The sequence below is a fragment of the Paenibacillus sp. SN-8-1 genome (genome assembly GCF_050995535.1).
Classification (GTDB): domain Bacteria; phylum Bacillota; class Bacilli; order Paenibacillales; family Paenibacillaceae; genus Fontibacillus.
The window spans coordinates 459639-484361 of sequence record NZ_CP194782.1 but is presented as its reverse complement, the minus strand read 5'-3'; the positions used below and the strand labels follow the sequence as shown (position 1 = coordinate 484361).

The window sequence follows — 24723 nt, the reverse complement described above, 5'->3', positions numbered from 1 at the left end:
CACTGTCCTTGTTTCTCAGGCTCAACCTCAAAATCGGTTCTTGCAGCGTTGAAAGGCTGTAATGCGATTATGGCGGCTTCTACGGTGGCGTTTGTTCATCGGCATTAATGGTAATTCACGATCTCCTCTTGCCAATTGCGCATGGTCTTTAGCGCACTTTGGACGGCAACGTGTTCGATCTGATCGCCTTGCTTGCACCAGCGCTCAAATCCCAGCTTGGCAACGGCATAACTCGGCGAGCAGTCATACCAAGTCGTGAACGCTTCTTTCTATTCCCACACGCCGCGTAGCAGCTAGAAGTAATTCAGGAAGCGATGGTTCGCTTTCAGATAAGCCTAGTGAAAATCCCTGATCCTTACTCCCCAGCTGCTTCATCACGATCCCCACCTTCTCCTAAAGTCCTATATCTTACTATAAAACTCCTAGAATATCTCATATTTCCATTATATCATCGCATTCCCTTGCAGCAATGCTTTGTACACCGTTTATAGGTTCAAAATATGACAAAAACCGACCTTTCGGCAGAAAGGTCGGTCTTATGTTCAAAGCGCGGCTACTTAAGTATTAAATCCTGTCAGGGATTTCTTCAAATCCTCTGCCAAGCGCTCCAATTGGACTGAGAGCGCGACCAGCTGCTCGCTGACCTTGAACTGCTCAGAGGACATAGAGGCCACCTGCTGGGTCGAGGCGCTAGTCTCTTCGACTACTGCGCTGACACTGGATATGGAATCACCCAGGATATACTGCGATTCACTCAGTTCCTTCACCGATTCCGAAGAATTCTCAATATGCTGGTAGAACTGCTCCATTTCCTTCCGCACACTTGTGAAGAAGGTTGATGCTTCGCGTACCGATTCCAGCTGTTCATCGAACAACGGGGATACTTTATTCAGCACCTCAACGGTATTCTCAATATCCTGCTGAATCTGCTCGGTAATATTCGATACAGACTGAATAGATTCATTCGACTGCTGGGCCAGACTGCGGATCTCATCAGCAATGATGCTGAATCCACGGCCTGCCGCACCTGCTCTTGCTGCTTCAATAGATGCATTCAGCGACAGAATATTCGTCTGCTTGGTCATTTCAATCATAGGAGCCAGAATACTCTGGATAGAGGCGGTGCTTCTCGTCAGCTTGGCTGAATTCTCCTGGATCAATTCCGTCATCTCGGAGGCGGCCCCCGTCTTATCAACCAGTTCCTTCATATATTCAGTTCCCTGAACACTAACCGCAATTGCCCGGTCCGCAGACTCGCCCATCGAAGTATTGGCCACATTCACCTTGTCCATCTTGACTCCGATATCCTCGGCGATTTGAGTTTCCCTGTCGGCCTCTACGGCAAGGCTTGAAGCACCCTGAGCAATTTCCTGGGTCGCCGCGGCAATTTCTCCAGCGGCCTGAGAGGTGCTCTTCGATGCCAAAGCCAGTTCCTCGGCTGTGCCCAGCACTTTAAGAGCAGTCGCATTCGTCTGTTCGACCAAATTCGAAATTCGGGTCATCATGCGGTTAAAGGCTTGTCCCACGCGGCCAATTTCATCATTGCTCTTGAATGCGGCACGTACCTGAAGGTTCCCGTTCTCCCCTTCTTCCATGAGTTTGGACAATTTACTAAGCGGCTTCCCTACCATCCGAATCATGTAATATCCGATTAATAGCGCGAGGATAATGGCCACCACAATAACGATAAGGGTAATGGTCAGCAGTCGGTCAGCCGCACTTAGGAAGTCGCTGGTTGGAGCATATCCCAGAAGTGTCCATCCCGAAGTCGCAAGCGGCTGGAACACAACGAGATTCTCTACATTTTGCTCATTGTTAGTCGTGAATGACCTGTCTTTCCCTTTGGTCTGAGCCGGACTTACTTTGATAAAAGACTCCTTCTCCAGCAGCTTGCTGTCCTTCGCATGCACAATCTGGTTGCCCGCGGTGACCAGTCTCACCTCACCTGAATTACCAATCTTCAGGTTGGAAAGAATCGTTCCAAGCGAGGATTCTTTAATCTCCATTAACAAGATATACTCTGCTTCCGGATGCTGCATATTCTTGAGCAGTCTACCCATGGTGAACTCCGGAACACTGGTGGCACCAAAGAATCCCTTGTTCAGGGTAGGGATCCATACCGGTTCCCCATCTGCTTCCTTAATCTGCTTCAGTCTGGCCTGGATAGATTCATCCGTTCTGACTCCAGCAGATCCGGACTGAATGGAGGATATATTGCCATCAACATTCGAAACCAGCTTCACACTGGTTAGCCGATCGTCAGAGCCTGTGAGAGCATCAAGTCTTCGTTTGATACGATCTTCCGTCTGTGTTCTCTCTACAGTACCGAGATCCGGTAAGTTGACCGTCACCAGATCAGCTCTGAGAATAGGATCCACTGCGAGCTGCCGTGACTGGGATTCGTATTGGCTGAAGAGAAAGTCCAGCTTATCAGCCGCCTGCTTAATGGCCTCGGATGACGCTGAAGACACCTGCTCCTGAATAATTCCTTTGGACACCTGATAGGAGACCAGCCCAAGTCCCGCCGATAACACAACAATAGTAATGAATACTACCAGGAAAAGCTTCGTCCCTACCGACTTCCAACCTATCTTCGAACCCAACTTCAAGATAATCCCACCCTAATGAATTTTCTGCATTAATAGATATGAATTTACAATTCGTGTAAGAAATTGGTTATAGAAAAAGCACAGTCCCATAACAGACTGTGCTTCTTCAATTGTAATATTTCCATATGGAGCCAAAACCCCACCATCCAGCGTCAATTATCCCTTACTTGCTCCAGAGGTCAATCCGTCTACAAGCAGGCGCTGCAGGAAGATGAACAAAATAATAATCGGAATGGCAATGAATACGGCAGCCGCGGCGAACAGGGTAAAGTTACTGTTCTGGCTCGTATTTACAATATCCCAGAGTCCAACAGCCAGAGTCCAGTTCTCCTTGGTCCGCAGAATCAATCTTGCAAAAATGAAGTCTACCCAAGGCCCGACGAATTGAGTCAGAGCCATATACGTCAGCATCGGACGCGACAGCGGTAGAATAATCCGGCGAAAGATCATAAAGTTGCTGGCTCCGTCAATCCGGGCCGCTTCATCCAGAGATCTCGGGATGGTATCGAAGAAGCCTTTGGCAATGAATGTGCCCATGAGCGGAGCACCACAGGCATAGACGATAATCAGTGCCGCATGCGTATCCAATAGATTGAGCTCTTTGAGCAGCAGGAAGATTGCGATCATACTCATGAATCCCGGGAACATCCCAAGCACAAGAACGATAGACAAGGCAGTCTTCCGTGCCCGGAAGCGAAACCGGGATACGGCATAACTCGTGAGCAAGGTCAAAAGTACGCCAAAGATCATAGAGAATATGGCAATCTTAAGCGTATTCATATACCAATGCGTGAACATAAATGTGTTAGAAGTGAATAATTCCTTGTAATGATCCAAGGTAAAACTTTCAGGAATTAAGGTCTTACTGTAAAGCGACTTACCTGGTCTAAAAGAAGCCAGCACCACCCACAAAGCAGGATACAGCGCACACACAGCTAGAATTAGCAATATGATATAGCTGATGGTCAAGCGCAGTCTGTTAGCAAGTTTGCGTCCGATCATTGGATCATATCCTCCTCTTTGAATGATCTCGTCCGGCGGTAGTTATAAATCGAGAAGGATGCGACAATCACGAATATAATAATGCCGACCGCAGAGGCCATGTTGTTCTTGTTCTGATCCAGGGTAAGCTTATACAGCCAGGTTACGAGCAAGTCGGTTGAACCTGCGTATTGGTAGTCCCCGTTCACCGGATTCCCCGCAGTCAGAAGGTAGATCGCATTAAAGTTGTTGATATTACCGGCGAACTGGGTAATCAGGGTTGGCGCTGTAGTAAAGAGAATCATAGGCAGCGTAACAATCTTGAACTTCTGGAAGCCTGTCGCCCCGTCAACTTCAGCTGCTTCATACATATCCTTCGGAATCGTCGTAAGCACGCCCATAATGAGCAGCATGGATACCGGAATTCCCACCCACATATTAACCAAGATAACAGTTACCTTCGCCCAGAATGGATCGGTTAGCCAAGGCAGACCGCTAAGTCCAAAGTAACCAAAGTATTGGTTGATTGGGCCGAATTGGCCGTTGAACAGATTCTTCATAACAAGCAAGGAAATAAGCTGTGGAATCGCGTAAGGAATAATAAGCAGCGTTCTCCACATTCCCTTGAATTTAATCCCCTGCTGGCTAATCAGCAGAGCTACCAGCATACCGCCGAAATACGTTGTAATGGTGGATAGGATCGCCCAAATAATGGTCCAGGTAAGTACCCCATAGAATGTATGGCTCCAGGTACCCAGAGAGACTAAATTGGTGAACGTCTCAAATCCAACCCAGTTAACGAGCTTCGCGGGCGGAATATGATCGGGTGCGGCGTAATTGGTAAATGCCAGCATGATCATGAAGACAATCGGCATAATGGTGAAGAACAGAATACCGATGGCCGGCAGTACCAGAAATACCTGCGCGAATTTGTAGTCCAGAATATATCGAACCGATTGTTTGAAGTTGTTCGGTTTATGTCCATGGTCTCTTAAGCTGCCAATACGATTGGCATCCTTGATGTTCATAATGTACGCAATGATAAATAGAACCAGGAAGAGCAAAGTTATCAAGCTTTGAATCATAATAATAATCGAGTGGTCACCTTGCACCAGCTTGGAGACCATCATGCCCGAAGCAGACTTAACTTTCACGAATCCAGTAGGTGTATCCCCTAATGTCGTAATTCCCCAAATTGCAAAACCCAAATAGTTAATAAAATAAGCAATCCCTAAAACCTCAACCAGCAAGAAGATGGCGCCTTTAATATATTGGCGGTTATATATTTGTCCTAGTCCCAAGCTAAGTATCGACAGTATCGTGGCTCTTGTGCGGTGACGATCCATGTGCCTTCTCTTCTCCTCTCCCGGCGATCGGGGAATGACCCGCCGCTTATGCGGCGGGCCTCATAATGCATCTATCCCCAATTCACAATCTAATTATTTCTTAGCACCATTGTTCAAATCTTTGATTTGTTGTGCCGCTTTGTCCATGGTAGCTTTAGGATCTTTGCCGTTGTCCCAAATCTCTGGAAGAGCAGCGTTCACTGGGCTCCATACGTTACCCATTTCAGGGATGGATGGCATAGGCTGAGAGTTCTTGGTTTGTTCTGCGAAAGCGGACAGATATGGATCGCTCTTAATTTGATCGGATTCAAGAGCTTCATTGTTAGTTGGGATCGAACCTACTTTTTCGTTCAGAAGCAGCTGTGCGTCTTTGGTAGAAGCAAATTCAGCGAACAGTTTAGCTGCATTCGGATATTTCGTGTAAGCATTTACGTACCAGGCTTTGATCCCCGCCAAGGAAATCGCCGTTTTGCCGCCAATAGTTGGGATTGGAGCTACACCCAGTTTATCGCCAAGAGCTGCTTTATATCCCGCAAGTTCCCAAGGTCCATTAAGATCCATAGCCACATCACCAGAGCCGAACAAGCTGCGTTTGATATCCGGCGTAATGTCACCGCTCTTCACTGGGAGCACTTCTTTCAGGCTTTGGTATACTTTCAGACCTTCGATTGCACCTGCATTGTTGATACCAATGTCGTCTTTATCTGTACCGTCTTTACCGAAGATGTATCCGCCAGTAGTTGCGATGAACGGATAGTTGAAGTACATGTTGCCTGTCTCCCACATAATTCCGTATTTCTTCTTCGCTTTATCAGTAAACGTTTTACCAAATGCTAGAACATCTTCAAAAGTTTTAGGAGCTTCTTTTACCTCGGATTTATTGTAGTAGAGTGCGTAAGTCTCAGCCGCTCTAGGGTATCCGTAGAGGACATCGTTATAAGTAACACCTTTGATGGAGCTTTCTGTGTTGTTCTTGGTTGTCTCTTCTGCAAACAAATCGTTTGGCAGTACCAGGTTAGCACTTGCTGCTCTACCGAGGGCATCGTGCGGGAAGATGACTACGTCAGCGGCAAGTCCTGAAGGACCGTCCTGAGTCAATTTGGTTACTTGGTCAACCGGAGCTACTTCTTCAACTTTGACTGGAACGTTGTATTTAGCAGTAAATTGCTTTGCAATCTCATCTGTAAATGATCTTTCATCCTTACTTTCCCAAATAACCAGCTTGGCGCCGTCTTCAGGCTTCACTTCCGTAGTAGCGGTAGTTGTCTCTGTGGTTGTACTGGAGTCAGCCGGCGTTTGTACCTGCTCGGAAGCTTTCTTAGGTCCGCATGCCGTGATGGATACAGCCATCGAGAACGCTGCAAGCAAAACCGCTAATTTCTTGATTTTCATTGAATAACCCTCCCATTTTTAGCGAACAGTTTACAGGAAATGATCAGCGCAAACGTTTCCTCAAAACTTGAAGCAAGCTATTTTCTTCGCCTGTTTCTATCTCTGATTTAGCAAGCTTTCGGATTGGAAGCGCTTAATTCCTAGGGACATCATACATCACATCTCTGGCATTGCAAAAACGTTTGCATTCGTCATTTTAGCCCATTTACCCTTTGTTTACTGATTTACGCTTCGTTTTCCTCCCTATATCGCAATATATCTCTTATTTTTGGTGCATTTTGCCTATAAATTGACCCATTATTAGAAGCATTGCAACCATGAAAATTTTTCGGATTTTTGGCTTGAATGTTTTTTCTTAAATCCTATTGTTTAAATTAATATGGGCATGATATAATCCTGAGCAACGAAAGATTGATCCTTTTTGGAGGGATACTTTGGTACTCTTTCAAAACAAAAAGGCAATGTTACCAACAAGGTACATCCTCGCTCGGATTATAGAGACAGGATGTGCCTTTTTTGTATCTACACACCATATCTCAGGGGGAATCAGAATGCTATTAGAAGCTGTCTATCATCGACCAAAGCTGAACTGGGCTTACGCCTACGACAAGGAGACCATTCACCTCCGAATCCGGACCAAAAAAGATGACCTGTCTAACGTGTATGCTTGGACTGGTGATAAATATGCATGGGATCATACAAGAGAGCTTGTACCTATGCGCGTGATGGCATCGGATGAAATGTTTGATTACTGGGAATGCAGTGTGAAGCCTCCTTACCGCCGGCTTAAATATGGATTTCTGCTGCAAAGCGGCAGCGAGAAGCTCTGGATGACCGAGTATGAATTCACCCCGAACATGCCACCCAATCCAGACCGCTTGTTCGAGATTCCTTACATAAATCCAGTTGATGTGTACACGCCGCCAGCCTGGGTGAAGGATGCCGTGTTCTATCAAATCTTCCCTGAACGCTTTGCGAATGGGGATCCTAGCAATGATCCCGAAGGAACGCTTCCATGGGGAGGAAAGCCTGAGCGGGATAACTTCTTTGGGGGAGACCTGCAAGGGGTAATCGATCATTTGGATCATTTGAGCGAGCTTGGCATTACCGCCATTTACTTCACGCCGCTATTTGCAGCCACTACGAACCACAAGTATGATACCGAGGACTATTTGAAGATCGATCCACAGTTCGGTGACGCTGAAACGCTCAAGAAGCTCGTTAAGCTCTGTCACGACCGGGGTATTCGCATTCTGCTGGATGCTGTGTTCAACCATTCGGGAGGCACCTTTGCTCCATTCCTCGACGTGAAGGAGAAAGGCGAAGCGTCGAAATATAAAGACTGGTTCCATGTGAACAGCTTCCCGCTTGAAATCAAGGATGGTATTCCTAGTTATGATGCTTTTGCCTTTGAGCCACATATGCCTAAGCTGAATACGGGGCATCCTGAGGTCAAGGAGTATCTGCTCAAGGTAGCTGAATACTGGATCAAGGAAGTCGGCATTGATGGCTGGCGCCTGGATGTAGCCAATGAAGTAGATCAGAACTTCTGGCGCGAATTCCGTAAAGTGGTGAAAAAGGTGAACCCGGATGCCTATATTCTAGGCGAAATCTGGCACGAATCGTCCCCATGGCTTCAGGGTGACCAGTTCGATGCCGTAATGAACTATCCATTCACATTCGCGCTGACTGACTTCATCGTAAATGGCACCCAGGATGCGAGCGGTTTCGCCAGCGCCATCGCCGTTCAGCTGTCGAGATACCCTCAGCAGGCCAGCGAGGTTGCCTTCAATCTAATCGACAGTCACGATACTGCCCGCCTGTTGACCCTGTGCGAAGGGAACAAGGACAAGCTGAAAATGGCCGCCGTCTCCCTCTTCACTTATATGGGTACTCCGTGTATTTATTACGGGGATGAAATCGGGATGGATGGAGGATTCGACCCTGACTGCCGTAAATGCATGATTTGGGAGCCTGAGCAGCAGGACCGTGAATTGTTCGCCTTTTATCAGCGGTTGATTCAGATTAGAAAGGATCATCCTGCGCTGCGTACGGGTACAATCAAGTTCCTCTCGGCCGGTAAAGGAGAAACGAAGCTGGCTTACGAACGCCGCCTTGGCGACGAGACCGTGATTGTCATGCTGAACAATGACAGTACAATTCAGTCCATTGAAGTCGATGTCTACGAGAATTCTTGGAAAGATGAATTCACAGGCCAAGAATGGAACGCCGAGCGCGGCAAGCTGTCCGTGCGCCTTCCAGCTTATGGATTCGCTATTTTGTCCGCGAAATAGTGTAGAAAGCCGCCGAAAGGCGGCTTTTTTGTTTTTGTGGCCCAAGCGGGGCTGAAGTTGGAATAATTCTTGGGGAGACTTGTCCATCTTCAGCCGCTTCTTATCTGCTCTTGCTTGATTAGAATAAAGAGTAGCAAGAAAACAACTTTTGTCGGATCACTTTCTTCCGTTCATCATATTATTCACTTTTGGGGAATCCGTAGTCTTGACTCTAATACTGCCGACGGTCAGAATTAGAGTCACTATTTGCTATGATCTTTGTAACATACAAACCCAATCTCTTCCTTTAATATAGGTGATTTAAAATGACCATACTTTTCCTTTTCGTTCCACGCCTTTTTGATACGGAAATATCTTGGTTAGCTGCAGCTGTAATTACTGGATTAATGTTTGTTGCTAACTCTGTGATTAAAGATCGATAATTCACTTTCACCATTTTGTCGATTGCCGCAGAATATGAAACTTTTACCATCTTGAGTGCGTTTAACTAGGTGGAGGCGATCAACATGAAATCTAAACAAATTACTGCAGGTATACTTACACTCGCAATGGGCTTAACCTCAGCTGGCATGGCCATGGCTGCACCTGCTGCTACTGGAGCTCAGTCCGCTGCAAAAACACAGGCAGCTCCTGCAACTAAGGCAGACAAAAAGACTGCTCCAGCTCAGAAAGTCACAGACCCTACCCTAATTAAGAGCTTGAACCACGAGACCGCGGTTCCACTTCTTGTCGAAGCAGAGAAGAGATATTTCTACGCGCTTAGCGGCGGAACAGGAACAGGGGAGCTCGAGACCTTTACCGAGAATGGGAAGGAATACCGCTACTTATCCGCGGATATCGATACGAAGGACGAGCTGCTGAAATACCTGATGAAAAGCTATACCAAGCAGGCCAGTGAATTTTTTATCAAGAAATTCATCATCGTTCACGAAGGACGTCTTGCTCAGCTGAATGCCGATACCGGCAACCTGCTTGAGTTCGAGAGAGCCACGGCCAAGATGATCAGCATGACCCCGACCAAGCGGGTCTACAAGATCAATGTTCCCTTCCCCAAAGAGATCAAGGAAAGCTCCAAGTATATCGTTGTGAAGTTCGAGAAGGTTGGCGATTACTGGAGAGTAGATACGGCACCTCACCTGATATTCTAAATGCTGCACCACATCGAGCTGTATGTGTCCGATCTCGGTAAGAGCTCGGAATTCTGGGGCTGGCTTCTGAATGAGCTTGGTTACACCCCATATCAGCAGTGGGAAGGCGGGTTCAGCTGGAAGAGCCAGGATACCTACCTTGTGTTCGTTCAGACCGAAGAGCGATTTCTGGATATTCCCTACCACCGCTCTCGGGTAGGTCTGAACCATCTGGCATTCCGAGCGACTTCAAAAGAACAAGTTAATGGTCTTACCCGCCAGCTACGGGAGAAGAGTATCCCCATTCTTTATGAGAATAAGCATCCCTACGCTGGTGGTTCCAGCCATTATGCCGTATATTTCGAGGACCCTGACCGGATTAAGGTTGAAGTCGTAGCACCCTAGCCGTCAAAGCCTACTACAAGCAAGCGGACAGGCCCTACCTGGATCATCTGATTCCTGGTAGGGCCTTTTATATATGCACCTGCGTATCTGGCTTCTTCACTTCTCCCGATCATACATCACCATGACTGAAATTCCTGGAACTCGAACGCTTCCCCTGGCCCCATCAATTTCTTCAAGGACGGCTGTTCCGGCAGCGGTGTCGTTAACAACGATATGCCAGCGACCGGTATTCGGAGGCAGACTTACGTCGCAGGCCTCTTCATTCGCATTATAAATCACAACAATACTATTCCAGGTATCCCCGCAGGCGTGATTCGCGATCTGAAAAGAAACTACGTTCCCTTCCGCACGCAGAATCTGCAAATGCTCTGTCACGGCCTCCTTAGTACTCATTCGGAAGGCGGGGTGCGCCCTTCGCAGTCTGATAAGCCCTTTATAATAATCAAATACATGACGGAATGTCAGCTTATTCCGCCAGCGTATCTTATTTATGACATCCGGGCTCTTGTAGCTGTTATGGTCCCCATACTTGGTCCTGAGCATTTCATCTCCGGCGTGAATCATAGGAATTCCCTGCGAGGTTAGTATGATGGCATTAGCAAGCAGCGTCCGCCTTACTAACTCGTTAAGCAGTACGCGAGGCCCCTCTCCTACTCCTTTATAAGGATCTACCTGGTTCACGGCAGCTTCAACAGAACCACCGCCGCGAAGCGCACCATCTCGCATATCAAGCATACCCATATCGTGTGCGAGTCCCCGAGCTGCAATCACTTTATCCCAGAGAATGTAGTTATCATGAGCAGTTACATAATTGATAGACTCAGCAGGGACCTCGGTAAACGTATCGATTGATCCTTTTACCCCGGCGGCGATATCTCCTTCCCTCCCCGGCTCACCCGTAGCAAATCCCCGTTGCCCTCCATCACTGTCCCCTTTGATTGCTATGCGGAAGCTATCGTTAAATACGCCAAACCCCCGGTTCCGCTGGGAGCCTTTCAAGGTCTTATTCTCCTGCGGCAGGGTCGTTCCCGCCATATCCCAAGGCTCGCCGTAGATTAGAATATCGGGGTTAATCCCACGCAGCATCCGGGTCACTTCGTTCATTGTGCCTATGTCAATCAGGCCCATAAGATCAAAACGGAAGCCATCGACCTGGAATTCCTCCGCCCAGTACCGGACCGAATCCAGAATGTACTTTCTTACCATGGGGCGTTCCGAAGCCAGCTCGTTCCCCACTCCGCTAGCATTGGTATACCTGCCCGTACTCGTTGTCCTGTAGTAATATCCGGGTACAATCCTGTCAAAGGGGCCCTCCTCCGTGGAATAAGTATGGTTATATACCACGTCGAGCACAACCCGGAGTCCCTGGTCATGAAGCGCCTGCACCAGCTCCTTGAACTCCAGGACCCGAACCACCGGATCACACGGATTCGTCGAGTAGGAGCCCTCAGGAACATTGTAATTCTGCGGGTCATATCCCCAGTTGTACAAGGACTTTAGCCCCTTACCACCCACGGTAGGCAGTTCATTAACCGTAGCATAATCGCTGCAGGGAAGCAGCTGTACATGGGTGATGCCCAGCTCTTTCAGATGCTCTATCCCGCTCTTAAGCCCATCTGGTGTGGAGGCACCTAACTCGGTAAACGCCTTGAATGTCCCCTTGTGCACCATACCAGAGTTCTCATCAACCGAGAAATCACGAACATGAAGCTCATAAATCACCGCATCTGTAGACTGCTTCATCGGTGGCTTCTCCCCGGCAGCCCATCCGGACGGATTCGACGCGGCCAGATCCATGACCACAGCTCTCTGCCCATTGGCGGTTACGGCTTTGGCATAGGGGTCGATGGCCACATGCGAGGTTCCGTCCGCAAATTCCACCAGATACATATAACATTGACCTGCCAAATTGCCGCTAATCACGGTTGACCATACCCCGCAGGAAATCCGCTTCATGGGCACGGTATTCCGCACGTCACTTTGATCGATGACAAGTCCTTCGGTATTATAAACTCCGGCACCGTCATACAATAAGAGACTTACCTTGGCTGCCGTAGGGGCCCATACCTTGAAGCTGCTGCCGGCCCGCGTATAAGTTACGCCAAGATCCTGGTGTTCATAATAAAATTTAGGTTGATCCAAAATATGGCGCATGGTCACCTTGGCTGCCGAGAAATGGCGGCTCTTTAACAGATAAATCCTTGTCACGTCGAATTGCTCAACATTAAGAAGCTTTATGATGAGATGGCAGTCTCCTGACCTCACCACAGATACAGGCAGGGTCTCCTGCGTCACCGCATCGATTAATTGAGTAGTCTGTATATCTTCATCCGCAATATATTCGCTTGTTACAGCGATTAACGTGTCCGCAGCATCCGCAAGAGCTGAACGGAATCTAGGAGACACATCAGCTTTAGCAGGGTCATAGATCACCTGTTTGTCATCTTGGACGAGCCAGACATCGACCTCCCGGCCGCCTTCCGGTATAACAACTCGCCTCGCAACCTCCTGATCCGCCCAATCATTACCGTTCATGCTCCATCTCGTTATGATTTCTATCCGGGTTACGGGAAGCTCTATTGTAGCCACTGCGAATCCTCTCTCATCCACAGCATGGAAAGCGTAACTGCACCCTTCCTTATGGTCATACCATATCCACATGTTCCAGCCTGCAAACTGCTGATCATAACGGTAATAATGAATCGTATACTTATACCTCAACCCGGTTCCGGGCTGCACTGCACCTGTCACCCATTCCACGTTGCAATCACATCCTGTCAGTTCCGCGAGGGCTTGCTGTATGCGCTTTCCGAGACTGGAGTGCTTCCCGTATAGGATCTCCTCGCCGGAAGAAATGTACGTGCCTCCCTACGGATGCACGCCTCATACCAGACGTGAAATCTGCGGCTCCCATAGTGTATGAATCAGCGCCACGCTTGGTTCCCTCTTCCCTTTTGAACGCTAAAAAATTCTTGCTGGCATAGGTCTCTATTTACTTTACAATGTCTTTCGATTAAGATTACAATGTAAAAGCAAACGGTTCCACAAAGGAGGTTGCCATGGCTGTAACCATCAAGGATGTTGCCAAGAAGGCCGGAGTTTCACCCTCCACCGTGTCCCGGGTATTATCCAATCACCCTCGAATCAGTACTCAAACCTCCAATAAAGTGAAGGAGATTATGGAGCAGCTAGGTTATCACCCTAACATTATGGCTAAGAGCCTGGTGTCGAAGACAACCGAAAGCATCTGCATTATTCTCCCCAAACCGGCAGAGGAGTTGTTCTCCAACCTGTTCTTTATGGAGTTGATTCGCGGTATTGTCACTCAAGCTAACCGTTCCGGATATGACGTACTGATCAGTTCAGGCGCGAATGAGAAGGAAGAAGTCGAAGCTGTAGCCCGGCTCTTAAAGGGGCGCCGTGTAGACGGAGCCATTCTTCTATATTCCCGTAACGATGATCCGGTGATTGAATTTCTGCATGCGAACAATTATCCATTTGTGATCGTCGGCAGAAGCAATGACCATCCTGATGCCTTGTCTGTAGATACAGACAATGTTCAAGCCGCGTATGATGCGACGAAGCATCTAATCTCTATGGGCCATGAACGCATCGGCTTCGTAAGCGGTCCGCCGAATTTGACAGTCTCGCAAGACCGGATGAAGGGCTATCAGAATGCACTGATTGATGCGGGCCTTGAGATGCGTCCCGAGTGGATTGTTGAAGGTGAATTCTTGCAAGACAGTGGCTATAGGGCCATGTCCTTCATTATGAGCCTTCCGAATCGCCCGACCGCTCTTGTTGTCGTCGATGATATGGTGTCATTCGGAGTTCTGCGGGGTCTACACGAGCTTAACTTCAAAGTACCTGATGATATTTGCCTGGTCAGCTTTAATAACATTACGTTATCGGAGTTGTCCACGCCGCCTATCAGCAGTATTGACATCGGTATCTATCATCTAGGCTACACCGCGTCTCAAATGCTAATTCAGAACATCCAGAACGGTGAAGATATAACTTATCAGACTCGTCAGATTATTCCGCATCGCTTGATGATACGGGAATCTTCTATGCTGTCACTGCCGAAGAGGTGACTTGCGGGGCACACAAATAACTGAAGCTGAAATGCTTCATTTATTTTTAACAATTTGTACAAACGTTTGCGCTATTTAGAGGAGGAATCATTAATGGCATCTATTCAAGCTTGTTTATTCGACCTCGATGGTGTTCTAGTCGACACTGCTAAGTATCACTACCTGGCTTGGAAACGTCTTGCTGAAGAGCTTGGGTTTGTATTTACGGAACAAGACAATGAGCGTCTTAAAGGGGTATCCCGGACTGCATCTCTTGAGATTCTGCTTGAAATTGGCGGAATCAAGCTGGATGACGCTGCCAAGCTGGAGCTTGCTGAACGCAAGAACAACTGGTATGTAGAATCCATTACAAGTATGGACGAAACCGAGATTCTTCCCGGAGCTCTTGAGTTCCTGAAGGAATGCCGTGCTAACGGTCTGAAGGTGGCTCTCGGCTCTGCGAGTAAGAACGCCATGCTGATTCTGAATAATACGGGCCTCACCCCTTACTTCGATGCCATCATTGATGGTACCAAGACAGCTGCTGCCAAGCCAGACCCTGAAGTGTTCGTACTGGGAGCCAAAGAGGTTGGAATTCCCGCTGAGCACTGTGTTGTGTTCGAAGATGCGGAAGCAGGTATTGAAGCTGCGGTGCGCGCAGGGATGCGCAGTGTAGGTATCGGAAGTCCGGATACCCTCAGCCGTGCCAATCTGGTTATTCCTTCACTTCAGCAAATGTCTGTAAGCCGGTTAGCTGAACTATAATACTTAATCACTGATCTGATATTATTGAGTTAATTTCAAGTGTAACTATATATACTTCGATCTAAAAGGAGCCGATAAGTGTGAAACAGTATTTGAAAGTTGACGAATGGTCTATTATCGAAGAAAGCTTTGACCCTATCAATCATGAAATTTCAGAAAGTATTTTCAGTATCGGGAATGGATTTATGGGGCAGCGCGCCAACTTTGAAGAGCAGTACAGCGGTCCTTCTCTTCAAGGCAGCTACATGGCTGGCGTGTATTATCCGGACAAAACCCGTGTTGGCTGGTGGAAGAACGGTTACCCTGAGTATTTCGCCAAGGTACTGAACTCAACCAACTGGATCGGGATTGATGTGTATGTGGGCGGCACTGCGCTCGACCTCGCGAAATGCAAGGTAACTGAGTTCCGCCGCGAGCTTAACATGAAGGAAGGCGTTCTGATCCGCAGCGCTGTTGCCGAAATGGAAGATGGCAAACAGATCAAGATCGAGTCCACTCGCTTCGTGAGCATTGCCCGTCATGAGATCGGCGCGATTCGCTATGCGGTAACTCCGCTGAATTTCTCCGCTCCTATCCGTCTGACTGTCTACCTGGACGGCGACGTGAAGAACAAGGACTCCAACTATGAAGAGAAGTTCTGGAACGAAGTAAGCAAAGAGGTGTCCGCTGGTTCCGCGAACCTGACATTGAAGACGAAGAAGCTGGACTTCCATGTGACTTCTGTCATGACTTACGATGTATTCAAGAACGGCAAGAAGCTGGACCTGACTCCTTCCACAGTTGAAAAAGAAAAATACGTCGGCAATGATGTTACGATTCAAGCTGAACAAAACGAAGAAATCGTTATCTATAAATATGTGGCTAATGTGACCTCCCGTAACCATGGCCTGGGACAATTGGTTGAAGTCGGTTCCAAGGCGCTTGAGGAAGCAAGAACTGCAGGTTTTGATGTGCTTCTTAGCGAGCAGGTTGCAGGCTGGGCTGAGAAATGGAAAGAAAGTGACATTATCATCGAGGGTGATGAGTCTGCACAGCAGGCGATCCGCTTTAACATTTTCCAATTGAATCAGACTTACAGCGGTGAAGACGATCGCCTCAACATCGGACCGAAGGGCTTCACTGGCGAGAAATATGGCGGCAGCACTTACTGGGATACCGAAGCTTACTGCGTACCGTTCTACCTGAGTACAGCAGATTCTTCTATCGCACGGAACCTGCTTATCTACCGTTATAAGCACCTGGAGAAGGCTAAAGAGAATGCCCGTAAGCTCGGCTTCACCAAAGGCGCCCTCTATCCAATGGTAACTATGAACGGTGAAGAGTGTCACAACGAGTGGGAGATCACTTTTGAAGAGATCCACCGTAACGGCGCGATTGCTTATGCGATCTATAACTATGTTAATTATACAGGTGATAAATCTTACCTCGGTCAATACGGCCTTGAGGTTCTGGCTGAAATCTCCCGCTTCTGGGAAGAGCGCGTGAACTACGCACCACGCAAAGATCAATACGTGATGCTCGGCGTAACCGGCCCGAACGAATATGAGAACAACGTGAACAACAACTGGTACACCAACCGTATCGCTGTATGGACGCTGGAGTATACACTTGAGGTTCTGGACTATCTGAAAGAGAACGAGCCATCCCGTTACAACGAGCTGGTTGAGACTCTGAAGCTTAAGCCGGAAGAGACTGATAAATGGAAAGATATTATCGCCAAAATGTACTACCCTGCGGACGAAGAGCTTGGAATCTTCCTGCAGCAGGACGGCTTCTTGGACAAAGAGATTATCCAAGTTAAAGACCTGAAGCCTGAGAACCTCCCGATCAACCAGAACTGGTCTTGGGACCGTATCCTTCGTTCTTGCTTCATCAAACAGGGTGATGTCATTCAAGGTCTGTACTTCCTCAGCCACAAATATGACCTGGAGACCAAGAAACGGAACTTCGACTTCTACGAGCCATTGACCGTTCATGAGTCCTCCCTGTCTCCGTGCCTGCACTCCATCCTGGCTTGTGAGCTTGGATATCAGGAGAAGGCATACGAGATGTACCTGCGCACTGCAAGACTGGATCTCGATAACTACAACAATGACACCGAAGACGGCTGCCACACTACAAGTATGGCGGGAACCTGGATGTCTGTCGTTCACGGCTTCGGCGGCCTTCGTGTAGAGAATGATGAGCTTGTATTGAAACCGTTCATCCCAGGTCACTGGAAATCATTCTCGTTCAAAGTGATGTTCCGCGGGTCCCGTCTGAAAGTCAGCGTATCTGACAAGGACATCACAGTATCCAACGAGACTGAGACGCCTGCAGCGATCCGTATCTTCGACCGTGACTACACCGTTAGCCCGCTTGGCATGATCCAAGTTGAGAATGCAGTAGTAAATGCTTAATTAGTAAAGGAAGGGTGCCACTTGAGGGCACTCCGATGACGGAACGTTCCTGCGATCGCTGCCTGCTCGCGAATTCCCTGATTGATTTGATTTTGTAGGAAATCGCGAGCAAAGGCGAACGCTTCGCTTCTCCGGAATCGTTCCCGTCCTCTCCGCTTTCTCAGCGGAGCCTTTACCCCCATTGTGCATGTCTACCCATGCACAATGGGGGTAATATTGAAGCGCCCGGGGGCCAACTGGCTCCCGGGCGCTTTTTTGTCGTTTTAGGCTGACACAGTTAGAGAGTTGGGGCTTTCTAACTATGAAATAATTAGAAAGATCATCCGACATAAACAATATACGTATTTACATACATAGAGATGAATAAGATTGGTGGGATATTAATGTTCGCCGATGTTCTGCAATTGGCCGCAGAGAAGCAACAAATGGTGAGTGTCAAAATTCAGGATGGAAGAATACTGATTGGGCTGCCTCAAATTTCCCGGCAGGAGAACCGTGTCAAGATCTTGGATGAATCCGGCATGGTGACGTTCCCCTTTGATGAAATTGTTCATGTCATGAGGCTGATCAATTTCTCTTTTTAATTAAAAATTCATGAAGAAGACCACGAGCCCTGCAGCGGCCTGTGGTCTTCTTAACCTTAAGGAAGTAAAAATCTAGAGCCCAGTCAGGAACGGCTGGTGTATACTGGAAAGAAAACAGGATCGGAGGCTGAAGCCTATCATTCCCAAGAAGGTCACGTGGCTGGAACTCTTTTACGATCTTATCTATGTTACCGCCATTTCTATCACGACACACGTGCTCTCAGAGCCTCATGACGGCCTTATATCAGAAGACGCCATCCTGAAATATCCCCTGATTTTCATCCCTTTGTGGTGGGCCTGGACAGGTTTTACCGTGTATGTAAATCGCTTTGGTCAAGATAGCACCGCCCAGCGAATTGTGTATTTCATACAAATGCTGTTCGTCATTATCATGGCTGCTAACATCAACATCGACTTTGAGTCCCATTATCTCTTGTTCATGCTTGGTTATGTTGGCATCCGCCTGTCTACGGTCTTCATGTATGTGCGGACCTGGCTTATGCACAAGGGTGCCCAGCGAAGGGTTGCGCGTTATTTAGCCTTAAGCTTTTTGATAGGAACGCTCATCAGCTTTAGCTCGGTTCTATTTCCGGAGCTTACGAAATTCTACATCCTGTATCTCGGCATATTCCTGGAGATCGTCCTCCCTCTTGCTGGACGGCATATCCTGCGGCAGATGCCGGTTCATTATTATCATCTGGTGGAGCGGTATGGGCTCGCCACCATTATTTTACTAGGTGAACTTATTCTTGTGATCGTGGATACAATCCGCCATCATCCCATTACGCTTCAGTCCGGCTTTGAACTCCTGCTCGGGTTCATTATTACCGCGTCAATCTGGTGGCATTACTTCGAGTCCTCAGAGAAAGTGGAACAGACCGGAGACGGTGCCGGCCATAAGGTCATCTATGGGCATTTGTTCACGTATATGTCGCTTGGGATCATCTCCAATGTAATCCGGTATGCAATGAGCCATGAGCTGGACCTTGGTCCCTTTGCCTGGCTTGCCTTAACGGGATTGGCCATGTATCTCCTCTCCATGGCGCTTATTTTTGGTCCCTTTGTGAATAAGAATGGTGCACAGACCTATAGATTGCTTGGCTGTTACCTGGCCGCTCTTGTCCTGTGCGGTGCTATCCTGCTGCTGCTCCCCACGATCCTGACAGTGTATATCGCTCTTGCCTTCTTCTTTATCGCCCATACCTTGGTATATGTGCGCTGGCTCGGTAAGAGGAAGCGGGCTTGAGGAGAGTTCTAGCTGCCTACTTTTTTCTCATCATCTTCTGTAAAAAGAAAATAATCAGAATAATAATATCCGCTCTCTCCTAACGAAAAAAACTTAGTATAATTAAGCCTATTAATACCACGGGAATTATATAGACGAAGAAGTATCCGAAATACCGGATCCACTTCGGCATTTCTTTCAGACCCACTTTTTTTGGCGGGCCACCGCCTTCAATATACTGGAGGTTCGCCATAGGTTCACGATTAAAGACTGCTACATCATTGTGCATGGGTTGCTTTTCTGTTTCATGGAGCTTCATCCTCTTCAACTCCTATCGTTAATCCCGCGGAATAGTAATAACTTCCTTCCGTTTCTCGTCAGGAAGTATTAACGAGAACGTTCCAGTAGACTCCGTCACAAATCTGCCCATTTTTCTTAGAGATCCGGTTTTGGTATATTTCGCATCCTTATCATATCGGCCATATTCCTCATAGGAGGTATCTCCGAAATAGCCGGAGTTGTAATACATAAATGGCTTCTTGATTGTTGGTGTCGGTCCTGTCCGGTCCTTGAGTTTGTTCTCAAAAAGCTGCTGCACGGGATCCTGACCGATCTTCTGGACATGAGCCTGCCAGGTGGCTACGAGAAAGTCATCCTTGTATTCAAACAAGGTTATCGTCTCGCTGCCTGTGATCATGAAGAATCGCAGGGCCTCTCCCTCGGGAAAGAGGAACGCGGTGCTGTAATCCTCCTGTTCATGCGAGGTTGCTAAAGGTCGATGCTCGTAATGAGCTCCGTTATATAATGCTGTATCCATTGCAATGGATCTGCTTGTTGATAGATCACCCTTATAGAGCTTGGCTCGCCCGCTTGGCGTCAGCGGTGATTGAATAGAGACTGTGTTATTACTCCAATCCACCCTGTAGCCATATTGCTCCGATATCAATCGCAGAGGTACGTAGACTCGATTATTAACCGTTCTGACCGGTACATCTAGTGGAATTGTCACAGCTCCTCTCAATCCCCCTTCAATCCGGGCTTTCTTGCTGCCAGGCGTCAACGACATACTCTCCGACCACTTGCTAACGGTCACAGTTTTGGTGTGTGGATTCCAGCTTACTGAAGCACCAAGCGATTCAGAAACTGCACGAAGTGGAACCAATACTCTCCCTTGAACGAGAATAGGATATCTATCCGATTTCAGCGGTTTGTCCTTCACCGTAATGCCTATGTCTCCGGCAGCAAACGCCGAAGCATTGAAAGAGAATACACCCATGAGGATAAAGGTATACAGCAGCTTTTTCACTATACTCTCTCCTTTCAGATCTATATAATTATAACATTAATGGAATATAAAGGGTTGTAAATTAAATTTAGATTGTTTGCTTAACTAATGGTATAATTGCCCAGAATTATAATTTATGTTGAGGTGGTAATTATTATGGAGTCAACTAACAAACCAATCATCACCATTGAGACCACAGTTCATTCACCAATTGAAAAGGTATGGGAATATTGGACAGAGCCACAGCACATAAAAAAATGGAATAACGCCTCCGATGATTGGCATGTGCCAACTGCTGAAAATGATTTACGAGTTGGCGGAACGTTTCTTACAAGAATGGAAGCTAAGGATGGAAGCTTTGGTTTTGATTTTAGCGGAGTGTATGATGACGTAAGGATAAATGAGTATATCTCCTATACAATTGGTGATGGAAGAAAAGTCACGATTACTTTTAGCAGCCAAGGAAATGACACTAAGGTAATTGAAACTTTCGAAGCAGAAACTACCAATCCTACCGAGATGCAGCAAGCTGGCTGGCAGGCGATTCTAGACAATTTTAAAAAGTATAGTGAGAGTCTATAGAGATAATATTGATTAAGAAGGCTGGTTTAAGTCCAATCATTCATATGATGCCTCTCATACTATGTAAATTATAGAAGGGAGGTAATTAGATATGGCATATGTAATTGATCGGGGTAGTTCAGTTGCGTCAACCGGTACCGAGACATTGAGTATTCCTATTCTAAGTCCAGCTGATCCCGTGGGACTTGCTAATTTTGGACTTTACACTCCGGACGGAGGAAGTGCGTTACTGAATGCGACTGTAGGTTTTCAGACCACTTTGGGAATTCCTAATGTAGTCTTCACAATCTATCGGGACGGCCAACCTATCTTCAATGTAGGAGCCTCAGGTTTAGCCGTTCAGGCAATAACACCAGTCAACATCTCATTTCTTGATAACGCACCTCAAGGATACCATTCTTATTTGTTGGTCGTCACGAACAACAGCACAAATGTATTGCTCAATACAGCAAGTATTACAGGACCTGTATCTTTCAGTGGAGTATCATTCGGGGATTACTAATTGTGTACAAGGAACCTGCTGGATCGCCAGCAGGTTTTTTTTGGATTTTTGGGTTGTAGTCTAAAGTTGGACTTGCCTAACTATCCGGTGACAATTGTACATAATATTATAGCCAATCCGAGCCTTTGTGGGCCCCTTATACAGTAATGATATATATTTACAAATTAGCGATTTACATTTCGCATTATTTACTATAAAATACCAATGGTACTGAAACGTTATTATTGGTACCAATTTGGAGGGACAACTTTGAAGCAAAGAATCATTGATGAGACGATTTCATTAATTCAGCGAAAGGGTTTTAACTTTACTATTAGTGACCTGGCCAAGCAGTTATCAATCAGTAAACGTACGATCTATGACAACTTCTCTTCTAAAGACGACATTGTCGAGGAAGTCATTAACCAGCTTATTAGCAAAATCAAGACAAGGGAACGGCAAATTGCTGAAGACAAGCAACTAAATGAATTTCAAAAAATCAAGCATATTTTGATTTGTGTACCTGAGGAATTCGCCATCATGGACTCGAACATGCTGGTGGAGCTGAAGCAGTATCATTTCAACCAATGGAGGATACTAGATACTTTCTTGAAGGATGAATGGAGTGTCGTCCAGGAACTATTGAACAAGGGTACCGAGAAGGGAATCATCAAGAACATCCATCCTCTCTTATTCATCGAGTTATACTTGGGCGCGATCAATCAGATCTATGATGTATCTTCTCCTCTACGAAATTTATTAACGATGGGAGAAATTCTTAATTCGGTTGTAGATATTCTGCTGGAAGGTATTGTGGTGCCAAATATAGATGGAGGGTGATTGAGAGATGTACCTGCAATGGATCTATTTATCACTAGCCATTCTGTTCGAAGTGGCCGGGACGATAAGTATGAAGCTGTCAGCTGGATTTACCAAATGGCAGCCTAGCGTTCTCCTCGTAATATTTTATATTTGCAGTCTGGTATTTCTAACTTTGACCTTGAAATCGATTCAGGTATCCGTAGCCTATGCAATCTGGTCAGGTATGGGCATTGTAATGATCACTCTTATTGGCTTCTTTTTCTTCTCCGAGAAGGTCAATATATCTAAAGCTCTATCCATAATTCTTATAATTATTGGTGTCATTACACTCAACCTTACGTCAGAACAAGCTCATCAAGCGCCAACAGTGAGTCGATCAAATAAATAAAATAGTATCCCTTGAATTTTAATGGAGGAAAGTAATGAAACTACTAAAGCCATTTTTTCTTATTACGGATATTGGGTTTATCATCTATTGGATCGTAACTTATCTGCACGTAATTCCAACAAGCTGGGCCTTCAAAGACTACAATAATCCCATTATTATTGCCTGGAACTGGTCTTTCCTGCCGCTAGATATACTGATCTCGATAACAGGCCTTTCCAGCTTATATTTATATCGCAAACAACGGGCTGCCTGGAGAAGCGTTGCATTAATCTCTCTTGTGCTAACATTTTGCTCAGGTCTGCAAGCCATTGCATTTTGGCTGATCAGTAACGATTTTGATATTACATGGTGGTTATTTAATTTGTATTTAATGATCTATCCGCTGTTCTTCATCAAGACTTGTATCCAGCAGCCAAGCAGGGCCTGAGAAGATGAGCCTCCGACAAAGAATCGGGGAGCTCATTTTTTTATTGTAAGTTGTATAAGACTCATTCTTAAAATAACGACACAAGGACATAGGCCGCCAGAACAGGCAGGCTAAATAAAATCAGGATACCCGCTGCAATCCTTCTGTTATTCCGGTCCTGCTTGGATTCATTAGCTTGGTGCTGTCTTATTCTATCTCCAGTTAAGAAGTTACCTGAAATTAAGGCCCCAATGATCAAGGCAGCGGAGCCGATCCAGCCCGCAGTCTGTAAGAAGAATACCTCGCTACCCTTAACCCATGCTAGAGCACCAAGGATTAATGCAGCCACCAATCCCGCAGCAAAGCCATATAACTCACGTCTCATCGTCTACTCCTCTCACAGCCGAACCATTTTTTGGTATATTATAGCATTCTTTTCCCTTCCTGATAGCTATGATTATTAAGTGTGGGCCCACAAATATTATGATAAAATCTATAGAGAAGCGGCCTTATAGCATGAAGAGACATAGAAAGCAGGCTGAACCGATGAATTTGAATGACCTCCGTGTGAATACAAGAAACTTATATAAAGATATTCTACATAGCTGTTGGCTGATTATTTGTATATACGCAGTTGGCACCCTGGTGCAGCTCTTCTTCACCATTCATAATCATAACGACTTTTTCTGGCATACCGTATTTGTTCCTACACTTGAAATGTCCCTAATGAACCTGATCATGGGAGTTATATTTCGAAAAGTAACCCGCTGGACCGAATACTTGCTAATAGCCGGGGTTAATCTATAACAAGCGCTTGATTGTATTCGCCTTAGTTCAAGCCATTCTAACCGTCATCATCATCTGTACATTTTCGCCTGCGATCAGGAATTCGTTGGGAGCTTCAGAGCTCATTTTGCTGTTCTCGATGTTCACCGCGACTGCCTTAATTATTAACAGCCTCCGAAAGCACGCCTTTGCTCTGACCCAGGAGCTGGTAAAGGTGACCCAGGAGAAGCAGGATCTGCAGACTCGAAACACCCTTATGGAAAGACTCAATCGGGTTGACTCGGCTACAGGTCTGTATAACCACCGTTCTTTTCATGAGCATTTGGTTAATGTTATAGATGTGTCGGAGGCTTATTCACTTCATGTTCATCTGGCCATTCTGGACATCGATAATTTCAAGAAGGTGAATGATACCTTCGGCCACGCCGTGGGTGACTCTGTCATTAGCTATGTGGCCACTCAATTGAACGAAATTCTGGATCAGAATGATTTTGCCTCAAGATACGGAGGCGAGTAATTCGCTATCCTGAGTGTCGATAAGGACACGGCCCAGTTCGTAGAGCAGCTGGAGGCCATCCGCCTGGCCATCTCTAAGAAGCATTTTGATAAGATGGACGGATTATCCGTCACGATAAGTATTGGAGTTCAGCAGCTTCTGCCAGGTATGGATAAGGAGAACCTTTTCCACCAGGCAGATATGGCCCTGTACGAAGCGAAGAAGTCCGGCAAGAACCGGACAATCGTGGCGGGTTCCCCTACTTAAATAAAGCGGT

At 46.7% G+C, this 24723-nt stretch carries 21 protein-coding genes and 2 pseudogenes; 15 read left to right on the top strand and 8 right to left on the bottom strand.

Translation table 11 applies throughout. The features are described 5' to 3' along the window. Window positions 1–98: 98 nt before the first annotated feature. The 5 genes and pseudogenes from ACRRNK_RS02345 to ACRRNK_RS02325 all read right to left on the bottom strand — a co-directional run. A pseudogene (locus ACRRNK_RS02345) lies at window positions 99–293 on the bottom strand (transposase); the annotation flags it as partial. Between the two features lie 264 nt (window positions 294–557). Continuing rightward, window positions 558–2609 (bottom strand): methyl-accepting chemotaxis protein, encoded by a 2052-nt coding sequence (locus ACRRNK_RS02340; RefSeq protein WP_433945221.1) that lies wholly within the window; start codon window positions 2607–2609, stop codon window positions 558–560. A 156-nt stretch (window positions 2610–2765) separates the two neighbouring features. Then, window positions 2766–3611, bottom strand: coding sequence for a sugar ABC transporter permease (locus ACRRNK_RS02335; protein WP_433945220.1), 846 nt, complete (start codon window positions 3609–3611; stop codon window positions 2766–2768). Then, entirely contained in the window at window positions 3608–4936 is a 1329-nt protein-coding gene (locus tag ACRRNK_RS02330; protein WP_433945219.1) for an ABC transporter permease subunit, read from the bottom strand. Before ACRRNK_RS02330 ends, ACRRNK_RS02335 begins: the two co-directional genes overlap by 4 nt. A gap of 93 nt (window positions 4937–5029) precedes the next feature. Continuing rightward, window positions 5030–6328: a sugar ABC transporter substrate-binding protein gene (locus tag ACRRNK_RS02325; RefSeq protein WP_433945218.1), complete on the bottom strand. Its 1299-nt coding sequence runs from the start codon at window positions 6326–6328 to the stop codon at window positions 5030–5032. A 551-nt stretch (window positions 6329–6879) separates the two neighbouring features. Here ACRRNK_RS02325 and ACRRNK_RS02320 point away from each other — a divergent pair. From ACRRNK_RS02320 to ACRRNK_RS02310, 3 genes are all read left to right on the top strand, one after another. Next, a complete protein-coding gene (locus ACRRNK_RS02320) occupies window positions 6880–8622 on the top strand; it encodes an alpha-glycosidase (RefSeq protein ID WP_433945217.1) in 1743 nt (580 codons plus the stop codon). A 506-nt stretch (window positions 8623–9128) separates the two neighbouring features. Further along, entirely contained in the window at window positions 9129–9770 is a 642-nt protein-coding gene (locus ACRRNK_RS02315; RefSeq protein ID WP_433945216.1) for a DL-endopeptidase inhibitor IseA family protein, read from the top strand. Beyond that, a complete protein-coding gene (locus ACRRNK_RS02310; protein WP_433945215.1) occupies window positions 9771–10154 on the top strand; it encodes a VOC family protein in 384 nt (127 codons plus the stop codon). It begins immediately after the preceding gene. A 96-nt stretch (window positions 10155–10250) separates the two neighbouring features. Here ACRRNK_RS02310 and pulA read toward each other — a convergent pair whose 3' ends face one another. Beyond that, window positions 10251–12914, bottom strand: a complete 2664-nt coding sequence (pulA, locus tag ACRRNK_RS02305) for a type I pullulanase (protein WP_433945214.1) — start codon at window positions 12912–12914, stop codon at window positions 10251–10253. 299 nt (window positions 12915–13213) lie between these two features. On the opposite strand from pulA, the gene ACRRNK_RS02300 reads away from it, so the two are divergent. From ACRRNK_RS02300 to ACRRNK_RS02280, 5 genes are all read left to right on the top strand, one after another. Beyond that, complete coding sequence (locus ACRRNK_RS02300) at window positions 13214–14248, top strand: LacI family DNA-binding transcriptional regulator (protein ID WP_433945213.1); 1035 nt, start codon at window positions 13214–13216, stop codon at window positions 14246–14248. 93 nt (window positions 14249–14341) lie between these two features. Next, a complete protein-coding gene (gene pgmB, locus ACRRNK_RS02295) occupies window positions 14342–14992 on the top strand; it encodes a beta-phosphoglucomutase (RefSeq protein WP_433945212.1) in 651 nt (216 codons plus the stop codon). A gap of 80 nt (window positions 14993–15072) precedes the next feature. Next, window positions 15073–17391: a glycoside hydrolase family 65 protein gene (locus ACRRNK_RS02290; protein ID WP_433945211.1), complete on the top strand. Its 2319-nt coding sequence runs from the start codon at window positions 15073–15075 to the stop codon at window positions 17389–17391. 359 nt (window positions 17392–17750) lie between these two features. Then, window positions 17751–17975, top strand: coding sequence for a hypothetical protein (locus tag ACRRNK_RS02285; protein WP_433945210.1), 225 nt, complete (start codon window positions 17751–17753; stop codon window positions 17973–17975). Window positions 17976–18075: 100 nt separating this feature from the next. After that, window positions 18076–19221: a low temperature requirement protein A gene (locus tag ACRRNK_RS02280; RefSeq protein ID WP_433946778.1), complete on the top strand. Its 1146-nt coding sequence runs from the start codon at window positions 18076–18078 to the stop codon at window positions 19219–19221. 316 nt (window positions 19222–19537) lie between these two features. Here ACRRNK_RS02280 and ACRRNK_RS02275 read toward each other — a convergent pair whose 3' ends face one another. Next, entirely contained in the window at window positions 19538–20506 is a 969-nt protein-coding gene (locus ACRRNK_RS02275) for a copper amine oxidase N-terminal domain-containing protein (protein WP_433945209.1), read from the bottom strand. A 135-nt stretch (window positions 20507–20641) separates the two neighbouring features. Between ACRRNK_RS02275 and ACRRNK_RS02270 the strand changes: the two genes are divergently transcribed. The 5 genes from ACRRNK_RS02270 to ACRRNK_RS02250 all read left to right on the top strand — a co-directional run bounded on the left by ACRRNK_RS02270 (window position 20642) and on the right by ACRRNK_RS02250 (window position 23185). Continuing rightward, window positions 20642–21067, top strand: a complete 426-nt coding sequence (locus ACRRNK_RS02270) for an SRPBCC family protein (protein ID WP_433945208.1) — start codon at window positions 20642–20644, stop codon at window positions 21065–21067. Window positions 21068–21158: 91 nt separating this feature from the next. Next, on the top strand, window positions 21159–21569 hold the full coding sequence (locus ACRRNK_RS02265) for a hypothetical protein (RefSeq protein ID WP_433945207.1): 411 nt from the start codon (window positions 21159–21161) through the stop codon (window positions 21567–21569). Window positions 21570–21818: 249 nt separating this feature from the next. Then, the gene (locus ACRRNK_RS02260; protein WP_433945206.1) at window positions 21819–22388 is read left to right on the top strand and encodes a TetR/AcrR family transcriptional regulator; all 570 of its coding nucleotides are present in this window, start codon (window positions 21819–21821) and stop codon (window positions 22386–22388) included. Window positions 22389–22401: 13 nt separating this feature from the next. Next, entirely contained in the window at window positions 22402–22758 is a 357-nt protein-coding gene (locus ACRRNK_RS02255) for a DMT family transporter (RefSeq protein WP_433946777.1), read from the top strand. 34 nt (window positions 22759–22792) lie between these two features. Beyond that, the gene (locus ACRRNK_RS02250; protein WP_433945205.1) at window positions 22793–23185 is read left to right on the top strand and encodes a YvaD family protein; all 393 of its coding nucleotides are present in this window, start codon (window positions 22793–22795) and stop codon (window positions 23183–23185) included. Window positions 23186–23252: 67 nt separating this feature from the next. On the opposite strand, the gene ACRRNK_RS02245 is transcribed toward ACRRNK_RS02250, so the two are convergent. After that, entirely contained in the window at window positions 23253–23549 is a 297-nt protein-coding gene (locus ACRRNK_RS02245; protein WP_433945204.1) for a DUF5316 family protein, read from the bottom strand. Window positions 23550–23680: 131 nt separating this feature from the next. Here ACRRNK_RS02245 and ACRRNK_RS02240 point away from each other — a divergent pair, with 131 nt between their 5' ends. Next, entirely contained in the window at window positions 23681–23971 is a 291-nt protein-coding gene (locus tag ACRRNK_RS02240) for a hypothetical protein (protein WP_433945203.1), read from the top strand. 118 nt (window positions 23972–24089) lie between these two features. After that, a pseudogene (locus tag ACRRNK_RS02235) lies at window positions 24090–24713 on the top strand (GGDEF domain-containing protein). Window positions 24714–24723 lie beyond the last annotated feature (10 nt).

Excerpts from the sequence above, each read along its gene's own strand:
- ACRRNK_RS02270 (WP_433945208.1), top strand. The coding sequence starts at position 20,642 with ATGGAGTCAACTAACAAACCAATCATCACCATTGAGACCACAGTTCAT.
- ACRRNK_RS02335 (WP_433945220.1), bottom strand. The coding sequence starts at position 3,611 with ATGATCGGACGCAAACTTGCTAACAGACTGCGCTTGACCATCAGCTAT.
- ACRRNK_RS02265 (WP_433945207.1), top strand. The coding sequence starts at position 21,159 with ATGGCATATGTAATTGATCGGGGTAGTTCAGTTGCGTCAACCGGTACC.
- ACRRNK_RS02285 (WP_433945210.1), top strand. The coding sequence starts at position 17,751 with ATGAATAAGATTGGTGGGATATTAATGTTCGCCGATGTTCTGCAATTG.
- ACRRNK_RS02315 (WP_433945216.1), top strand. The coding sequence starts at position 9,129 with ATGAAATCTAAACAAATTACTGCAGGTATACTTACACTCGCAATGGGC.
- ACRRNK_RS02240 (WP_433945203.1), top strand. The coding sequence starts at position 23,681 with ATGAAGAGACATAGAAAGCAGGCTGAACCGATGAATTTGAATGACCTC.
- ACRRNK_RS02300 (WP_433945213.1), top strand. The coding sequence starts at position 13,214 with ATGGCTGTAACCATCAAGGATGTTGCCAAGAAGGCCGGAGTTTCACCC.
- ACRRNK_RS02320 (WP_433945217.1), top strand. The coding sequence starts at position 6,880 with ATGCTATTAGAAGCTGTCTATCATCGACCAAAGCTGAACTGGGCTTAC.
- ACRRNK_RS02310 (WP_433945215.1), top strand. The coding sequence starts at position 9,771 with ATGCTGCACCACATCGAGCTGTATGTGTCCGATCTCGGTAAGAGCTCG.
- ACRRNK_RS02250 (WP_433945205.1), top strand. The coding sequence starts at position 22,793 with ATGAAACTACTAAAGCCATTTTTTCTTATTACGGATATTGGGTTTATC.
- ACRRNK_RS02330 (WP_433945219.1), bottom strand. The coding sequence starts at position 4,936 with ATGGATCGTCACCGCACAAGAGCCACGATACTGTCGATACTTAGCTTG.
- pgmB (WP_433945212.1), top strand. The coding sequence starts at position 14,342 with ATGGCATCTATTCAAGCTTGTTTATTCGACCTCGATGGTGTTCTAGTC.
- ACRRNK_RS02325 (WP_433945218.1), bottom strand. The coding sequence starts at position 6,328 with ATGAAAATCAAGAAATTAGCGGTTTTGCTTGCAGCGTTCTCGATGGCT.
- ACRRNK_RS02245 (WP_433945204.1), bottom strand. The coding sequence starts at position 23,549 with ATGAGACGTGAGTTATATGGCTTTGCTGCGGGATTGGTGGCTGCATTA.